This window comes from Treponema sp. (assembly GCF_045657965.1).
GTDB lineage: Bacteria > Spirochaetota > Spirochaetia > Treponematales > Treponemataceae > Treponema_D.
Genome location: NZ_JAZOUG010000349.1, coordinates 1 through 7506 on the forward strand (window position 1 = coordinate 1; position 7506 = coordinate 7506).

The 7506-nt window shown below is 42.4% G+C and carries 7 protein-coding genes, 1 tRNA gene and 1 pseudogene; 4 read left to right on the plus strand and 5 right to left on the minus strand.

Annotation, left to right across the window (positions count from 1 at the left end):
• Positions 1 to 748 (plus strand): hypothetical protein (locus ACKI5B_RS13150; protein WP_407429513.1); only part of this gene is annotated, 748 nt, incomplete at its 5' end.
• A 43-nt stretch (positions 749 to 791) separates the two neighbouring features.
• Here the strand turns inward: ACKI5B_RS13150 and cobI are convergent.
• The 5 genes and pseudogenes from cobI to ACKI5B_RS13170 form a co-directional block, all read right to left on the minus strand.
• Positions 792 to 1505: a precorrin-2 C(20)-methyltransferase gene (cobI, locus tag ACKI5B_RS13155; RefSeq protein ID WP_407429515.1), complete on the minus strand. Its 714-nt coding sequence runs from the start codon at positions 1503 to 1505 to the stop codon at positions 792 to 794.
• On the minus strand, positions 1505 to 1735 hold the full coding sequence (locus ACKI5B_RS13435) for an SEC-C metal-binding domain-containing protein (protein ID WP_486401679.1): 231 nt from the start codon (positions 1733 to 1735) through the stop codon (positions 1505 to 1507). Before ACKI5B_RS13435 ends, cobI begins: the two co-directional genes overlap by 1 nt.
• A gap of 35 nt (positions 1736 to 1770) precedes the next feature.
• Positions 1771 to 4279 (minus strand): annotated as a pseudogene (gene secA / locus ACKI5B_RS13160) (preprotein translocase subunit SecA); the annotation flags it as partial.
• A gap of 112 nt (positions 4280 to 4391) precedes the next feature.
• Positions 4392 to 4465, minus strand: a tRNA-Pro gene (locus ACKI5B_RS13165).
• Between the two features lie 34 nt (positions 4466 to 4499).
• The gene (locus ACKI5B_RS13170) at positions 4500 to 5693 is read right to left on the minus strand and encodes a hypothetical protein (protein ID WP_407429519.1); all 1194 of its coding nucleotides are present in this window, start codon (positions 5691 to 5693) and stop codon (positions 4500 to 4502) included.
• 87 nt (positions 5694 to 5780) lie between these two features.
• Here ACKI5B_RS13170 and ACKI5B_RS13175 point away from each other — a divergent pair, with 87 nt between their 5' ends.
• The 3 genes from ACKI5B_RS13175 to ACKI5B_RS13185 all read left to right on the plus strand — a co-directional run.
• Positions 5781 to 6485 (plus strand): RluA family pseudouridine synthase, encoded by a 705-nt coding sequence (locus ACKI5B_RS13175; RefSeq protein WP_407429521.1) that lies wholly within the window; start codon positions 5781 to 5783, stop codon positions 6483 to 6485.
• Between the two features lie 59 nt (positions 6486 to 6544).
• The gene (locus ACKI5B_RS13180; RefSeq protein ID WP_407429523.1) at positions 6545 to 7063 is read left to right on the plus strand and encodes a hypothetical protein; all 519 of its coding nucleotides are present in this window, start codon (positions 6545 to 6547) and stop codon (positions 7061 to 7063) included.
• 12 nt (positions 7064 to 7075) lie between these two features.
• A partial coding sequence (locus tag ACKI5B_RS13185; RefSeq protein WP_407429525.1) for a hypothetical protein occupies positions 7076 to 7506 on the plus strand: 431 nt, incomplete at its 3' end.

Here is a 7506-nt window from a genome sequence, read left to right on the forward strand (position 1 = left end):
ACCGCTTGGCCTCCGACTTGAATATTCTTACGAAATGCCTTCAACTTGTTACGATTCAACGATTGCTTACAGATTCGGCTCGCTCCTTGCAGACGGTTCTGCCTTTACAAACGGCTATTTCGGCGGAATTGATATTATTGGAACTCCGGATAAGTCTACCTGGTACGAAAGTTCATTTGCTCAGAGCGGCTTCCAGCTTGTCGCAAACGTCGGCGGAACTGATTACTGGATTAAGCTTAACGAAAACGGAAGTGCAGAATCGTTCTATACGATTGATTCTAACTGGACCACAATTTCAGAAGCTGAAAATCCTGGCATTGCACTCACTGTAACGCCTTCATTCCAGTACGAAGGAGAAACTCCGTATCTTTCACTTGCATTTGCTCTTGAAAATACAAGTGGAAAGGAAGTTAAACTCGGTGCTTCAATCGACACGCTCGTTGGTACTATTGCAGGTTCTACTGACTCAACTAACGACAGCGTAACGGTAGAAGAAACAGATAACGGCTTTGTAATGAAGGGTAGTGACTACAACTTTACCGTTGTGCTTAAAAATGCATACGGTGTAGATAATGTAAGCAGGCTCTGGTACGGGGCTTATGATAATTCTGACTTCAGCCACATGAATGTATTTGAAGATAAAACAAGTTCATTACCTTCTGGTACGGATAGCGCAGCAAGCTTCAGCTGGGATTTAGGAAGCGAAACAAGCTGTACAAAGACAATCCGAATTACAATGGGAAAATAAAATAAGCATAGCGGATTAGACTGAATCAGTTTAATCCGCATTTTTATTTAATGATAATAACAGAAAGATAGGCGTTGTTAAAATCAGCTTCAGTCATTGAAAAGATTTCTTTGCCATGAAAAATCTTTTCGTCATTAAGACTTGCTTTTTGTACGAGAGTCGCGTTTTGAATCAGATTGAGTTCTTCAAGAAGATGAATTATTTCCTTCAAATATCGTCCCATTTTCATAAGAACTTTCGTTCCTTCTTTTGTTAATGCCTCTTCAAGTTTTCCGTCTTTGAAAAAAGAATCAGCAGGAATAATCGCAAGCATTTCGTCTTTTTCGCAAAGTGATAGTGAAGCAGAACAGGCGGCCGCAGAAAAAGAATTAACGCCTGAAATAAATTTTACTTCAAAAACAGCCTTTTTAATGAGTCTGGCTGTGCGAAGGGCCGTTGAGTAAAGTGAGACATCCCCAATTGAAAGCATGGCAACATCTTTACCGTCACATAAAAACTGAATACACTGTGAAGCAATTTTTTCGTATTCAGAATCAGATTTTTCTTTGTCGCTAGTCATGGAAAATGTGCACGGAACAAGTGTTTTCTCAGAAAGCTCAATTTCAGATTCAAGAAATTTCAGGGTATCAAGTGCGATTGTGTTTTTTTCGCTCTGAGGATAAAAGATAATTTCACAGGACCGGAGAACACGGAGGGCTTGAAGCGTAACAAACTCCGGATTTCCAGGTCCTGTACTGACTGCATAAAAAACAGGCATTATCTGCCGTGACAGTTCTTGTATTTCTTGCCGCTTCCGCATGGACACGGGTCGTTACGGCCAACTTTAGGGCCGCTTCGTACCACTGTAACGCTCTGACCGGTGCTTGCACCTGCCATTGTGCGGCCTGCTGAGTCTTTGGCGTTTCGTGCCATTGCGGCTCCACGGCCCTGAGCGGCTGCCTGCTCGCTCATGCTCTGAGCTTCTGAGTGCTGTGCGTTCCCCTGCATTGCCTGGCGTGGAGCCTGTGGGGCAGGGTTAATCTGAATGCGTACTTTGAAGACTCTGCCTGCAATTTCGATACGGATTTTTTCGATCATTGCGTCGAACTGGTTGAAGCCGTCGATTTTGTATTCAGTGAGCGGGTTGTGCTGGCCATAACCGCGCAAGTGAACTGCTTCACGCAAACCGTCGAGATATTCAAGCTGGTCGAGCCATTTACGGTCGATTGCCTGAATGTACTGATAGCGGATGAACATGTTGAACTGCTCATGACCGACCAGTGTTTCTTTTTCTGTGATGTCGTTCTGCAGGAGAGCGAGTACTTTGTCTTCAACGAGCATTTCCGGAGGAAGCATGACGCCGAAGTTTGTCTTGATGTTTTCGGTAAGTTCTTTAATTCCTGCACCTTTCTTTGAGTGTGCATATTCAGAGAACCATTCGTCGAGGTAATCTTTGGCTGTTACCATGATTCTCTCGCTCAAGTTATCGTCTTCGAGAATTGAATCGCGCTGCTGATAGATGAATTCGCGCTGCTCGTTCAATACGTCGTCGTAGTCAATCAAATTCTTTCGGATTTCAAAGTTTCGCTCTTCGACTTTCTTCTGAGCTTTTTCGATTCCCTTTGTGAGCCACGGATGGTAGATTGGTTCTCCCGGTTCCATACCGATCCTGCTCATGATGTTCTTCATGCGTTCGCCGCCGAAGAGTCGCATCAAATCGTCGTCCATAGAAATGAAGAATTTTGAGCGTCCCGGGTCACCCTGTCGGCCGGAACGACCGCGGAGCTGGTTGTCGATACGGCGTGATTCATGGCGTTCAGAGCCGATGACGTAAAGACCGCCGAGTGCTTTTACTTCTTCATAGTCTTTGAGCCATTTTTCTTTTTCGACTTTGACTGCTGCCTGATATTCTTCCGGTGTTGCTTCTGTTCCGACTTTGCTCAATGCGCGCTGTTCATAGCTTCCGCCGAGCTTGATATCAGTACCACGACCTGCCATGTTTGTTGCAACAGTGACTGCGCCTTTTGCACCTGCTTCAGCGATAATAAGAGCCTCTCGTGCGTGGTTCTTTGCGTTCAATACTTCATGACGGATTCCGTTCTTTGTAAGAAGGGCAGAAAGATGTTCTGATTTTTCGACTGAGACAGTACCGACCAGAACAGGCTGACCTTTTGTGTGGGCCTCGCGGATTTCCTTTACGATTGCGTTCCATTTGTCTTCTTCGTTGAGGTAGACTTCATCCTGTTCGTCAACACGGGCAACAGGAAGGTTTGTCGGAATGACGACACAATCGAGTTTATAGATTTTCTGGAATTCGACGGCTTCTGTTGCGGCAGTACCTGTCATACCGGAAAGTTTTGTGTACATTCGGAAGAAGTTCTGGAATGTGACGGTTGCCATCGTGCGGTTTCTCTGGGCGATTTTTACATGCTCTTTTGCTTCGATAGCCTGATGCAAGCCGTCTGAATAGCGTCGGCCTTCAAGGATACGGCCTGTGAATTCGTCGACAATCTCAACCTTTCCGTCGCGGATAACGTATTCGTCATCTTTGTTGTAAAGTTTGTGTGCGCGGATTGCCTGAGTGAAGTAGTGGACGTATTCAAAGTTCTCTTCGTCGAAAACAGTTGATTCCGGTGCAATCAAGTTGTGCTGATGAAGGATTGAGTCGATTTTGTTCATACCTTTATCGGTGAACGAAACTCGCTTTGATTTTTCATCGATTTTGTAGTCGCCTTTAAGGGCTGCACGCTCTTCCGGCGTCATATCGACTTCATCGTAGTAGTCGTCTGTTTTCGGGTCTTTTTCAGCTTCTTCGAAGAGCTCTACATATTTATCGACTTCATAGAATTTGAAGGTGTCGTCTTCTCCGGCACCAGAGATGATGAGCGGTGTTCGTGCTTCATCAATCAAGATAGAGTCAATTTCGTCGACGATACAGTAGTTGAAACCGCGCTGAACTTTGCGGCTCATTTCAATCTGCATGTTGTCGCGCAGGTAGTCGAAACCGAATTCGTTGTTTGTTCCGTAAGTGATGTCGCAGTTATAGTTTTCCTTTCGGACTGCGTTATCCATGTTAGACAGAATGGTTCCGACAGTAACGCCGAGATATGAGAATACCGGACGCATTGTGTTTGCATCGCGTTCAGCAAGGTAATCGTTTACTGTGACGACATGAACGCCAAGCCCACTCAAAGAGTTGAGGTAAGCCGGAGCAACAGCAACGAGAGTTTTACCTTCACCGGTTTTCATTTCGGTGATTTTACCCTGATGCAGGTTGATTGAACCCATAAGCTGAACGTCATAAGCGCGCTCGCCACGGACACGGAAGGCAGCCTCACGGCAGAGTGCAAAAGCTTCCGGGAGAATATCGTCAAGAGTTTCGCCCTTTGAAAGACGTTCTTTAAAAATTTGAGTCTGCTTTGGAAAATCTTCTGCAGGCAATGACTTTGCCCATTCTTCTTTATCGTTGATTGCTTTTACGATTGGAATTAATTTTTTTACATCACGCTCGTTCTGCGAGCCGAAAATTACGGATAAAACTTTGTCTAACATAGCATTAAAAATTATACTGATTTTAGGAAATTTTATCCACAGATTTTCACAGATTAGCACAGATTATAAATAAAAAAAGCGGATTTCAGTTTATGACAAAATCCGCTCAAAGTCGGGCTATCGGAATTCGAATCCGAGACCTCTTGCCCCCCAGACAAGCACGCTAACCAGCTGCGCTATAGCCCGAAAATGTATGAACGACTATAGCACAAAACTTGTTTTACGGCAATTCAACGCTCAGCCAGTTTTTGCGGTCGGCCATTGAAGCCGGCATTAGTCCCAGCGTGAGATCTTTTGCTGTGGTTTCTCCGACAAGATAGTCTTTGCCATTGTTTTCATCAGCTACATGAATTGTCTGTCCCTGCTTTCCCGGAAGACAGACTCCCAAAAGTGCATGGCTGTACTGTGCCGAAATAAACATGCAGCTGTCAATTGAACAGTTTTTTAAAATGCACATTAAAAGAAGAGACCTTCCGTCACAGTCGCTTGAGCCGCCTTCAAGAATTGCAGGAATACTTTCAATGTCTGCTTTATCAGCTGTTGAAGATTTCCGTTCATATTTAAAATCCTGAGCCCAGTAAAGAAGAGTCTGCGCAAGAGCAGCCTCTGGATTTGAAGTATCTTTTTTTTCGCAGTCTTCTTTTAATGCTGTGTAGATGTCAAACGAAACTTTTTTTACCCGTTCCATCGAATCGCGGGCTAAAAGACGGTAAAAGCGGACCCATGCGTCAAACATTTCAGGAAGATTGTGTGAAGCATAGAAAGAAAATACTGCAAATTCCCGGTCAATTACGAACTGGCTGGCTTCAGAATCAATTGAGTCAATCTGAGTTGAGATACTGTGGTTGTTAATTGTAAAATTTATTTTTTTGGGAGATTTCCTTGGATAAAAAGCTGCTGTAATCAGGCCCGGCTCACGGAAACTGCCTGCATCAATTAAAACTGAATCTAAAAGTGAAACGTGAATCTGAGCAAGGTCTTCAAAAACATCTTTCGGGGAGTAGGAAAGAATGGAAAGATATCCCTTTTTTTGTGGAAGGGGAATGCATGCTGCCCATCCTGAAGATGCTTTCCCGTCTTCTAAAAGAAGCTGGCTCTCAAAGGAAGCAATCGAACATTTCTGCCTTCGCCATATACATTCAGAATATTCGGAAGTAGCTTTTATACGGGAAAGAGTGTCTTTTAAAGCCTCCATTGATGAAGAAAATTTTGAATCAGGCCAGACTTTGATGAGTGCATGTGCTTCAAGGTATTTATTCTTAAAAATGACAGTTGTTTCGTCTTCTTCCATATCAAGAATCTGGTAGCCTTCCGGAAAGTCAATTGAATAGTTAAATTTTTCAGAAGTGATGATTTCAGAAAAAGCAGAAAAAGTGAAAAAAAATCCGCAGATCAAAAAGAAAATTTTACGCATAGAGAAATTATAAGTTATTTATCCACAGATTTCCACTGATTATATTATTCGTGTGACAATTTTCAGTTTTTTCAGTATTATGTCCGCATGAATAAGATACCTGTTCTTTTTGAAGATGATGAAATTTTTGTAATAAATAAACCTGCAGGCGTTGCTGTTCAGGGCGGGCAGGGAATTGCTCATCCTCTTGATGAAGAATTTTCAAAACAGGCTGGTTTTAAAGTGCATCTTGTACATCGTCTTGATAAAGAAACCTGCGGCCTTATGGTTGTCGCAAAAAATTCAAAGGCTGCATCAAAATGGATAGATTTAATTGCCTCAAAGCAGGTTCAGAAAGAATATACGGCAATCTGTTTTGGCGAGCCTGTCATTAATGGGAAAAAACAAAAATCCGGCACAATTTCAGACAGCGTTTTTAAGAAAAACGGTAAAACTCAGCGTGAGCAGACTGCAGTTACACAGTTTGAAGTTCAGAATGTAAAAACAATCGAAATACCGGTTTTTTCTGATAATCCGGAAGAAAAGACTTCTAAGCTTATTCCGCTCACATTTTCAAAAATCCATCTGAAACTTGGAACCGGCCGCATGCATCAGATTCGAATCCATCTTGCTTCGGCAGGTTCTCCAATTTGCGGTGATGATAAGCATGGGAATTTCAAATTAAACAAACTCGCTAAAAAATACCTGAAAATCAAAAATCTGCTCTTGTGTTCGAGCAGCCTTTCAATTCCTGAAAAAGACGGAAAAACGCGTGTAATTGAGATAGAGCCTCCCTCTTATTTTTCTTTCTAAACTTCCGTTTTTAAATTCCGATATTCATAAAGACAGAGAAAAAATCTGTCGGGGTTTTTATGAATAAACGGTGGGTAAAATTAATTTTTTATGCTTTATTTGCTTTAAGTGCTTCTGCAGCATTTTCAAAATCTCTTTCGATTCAGATTATTCAGAATAATCCTGGTCAGGAGAAAGTCTGGTCTACATCTTATCTGTTTGAGCAGAACATAACAGACTATTTTTTTGATACAGGCAATATTGTTTCAAGCTCTCCAGTCTGGATCAGCGATACTGAAGAAAAAAACAAAGGTGCTCTCCGTGCTTCACTTGATGAAAACCGTATCGGTGGAATGGAAGTTCTTGTAAGAATTGAACTTTTTTATAATACAAGTGATTCGTCAAATCCAGAAGCTTTTCTTTTAGAAAATATTAAAAATGTAAAATGGAAAGGCTATGAAGTTGATACCGGTATTCAGATTTTTGAAGGCAGTGCCGCTCCTGAGAAAGCAGGTCTGAAGAATAATAATGAAGCCGGTTTAACAGATTTTGCCGGATTTGTTGCATATAAAATAAACAATCAGATAAGAAATAAATAGAAGAGGGGAACTATGAAAAAAATAACATTCTTTATTCTGACAATTTTTACAGTTGCTACTTTGTTTGCAGCCGCCCGCCCTTCTCTTGATGGCCGGGCAGTAGTCGCAGAAAGCGGTACAATGCCGCGCGGCCTTTTTGCCCGAACTGTCGGTTATTTGCCGGGAGACAGTGTAACAGTTACAAACCCCGCCACCGGCAGTTCTGTTGATGTTTTGATTCTTGGTTCAATTGATCCGAGTGAAGGTGTTGCAATTCTTCTTTCTCCTGAATCAGCTGAAGCATTGAGAATTAAGCCGAATTCAAATGTTCAGGTTAAAGTGACAAAACGGGCAGGAAGTCTTGATGAAAATGCAAACGGTTCAGCTGTTCTTTCTGAAGGGGATGAGACTCCTCAAGTTACAGAAGAATCTCCGGCAGAAGAAACTCCTGCTGTTTCTGAAGA

Coding starts and splice junctions, on each gene's coding strand:
- cobI (WP_407429515.1), bottom strand. CDS start 1,505: ATGCCTGTTTTTTATGCAGTCAGTACAGGACCTGGAAATCCGGAGTTT.
- ACKI5B_RS13435 (WP_486401679.1), bottom strand. CDS start 1,735: ATGCAGGGGAACGCACAGCACTCAGAAGCTCAGAGCATGAGCGAGCAG.
- ACKI5B_RS13170 (WP_407429519.1), bottom strand. CDS start 5,693: ATGCGTAAAATTTTCTTTTTGATCTGCGGATTTTTTTTCACTTTTTCT.
- ACKI5B_RS13175 (WP_407429521.1), top strand. CDS start 5,781: ATGAATAAGATACCTGTTCTTTTTGAAGATGATGAAATTTTTGTAATA.
- ACKI5B_RS13180 (WP_407429523.1), top strand. CDS start 6,545: ATGAATAAACGGTGGGTAAAATTAATTTTTTATGCTTTATTTGCTTTA.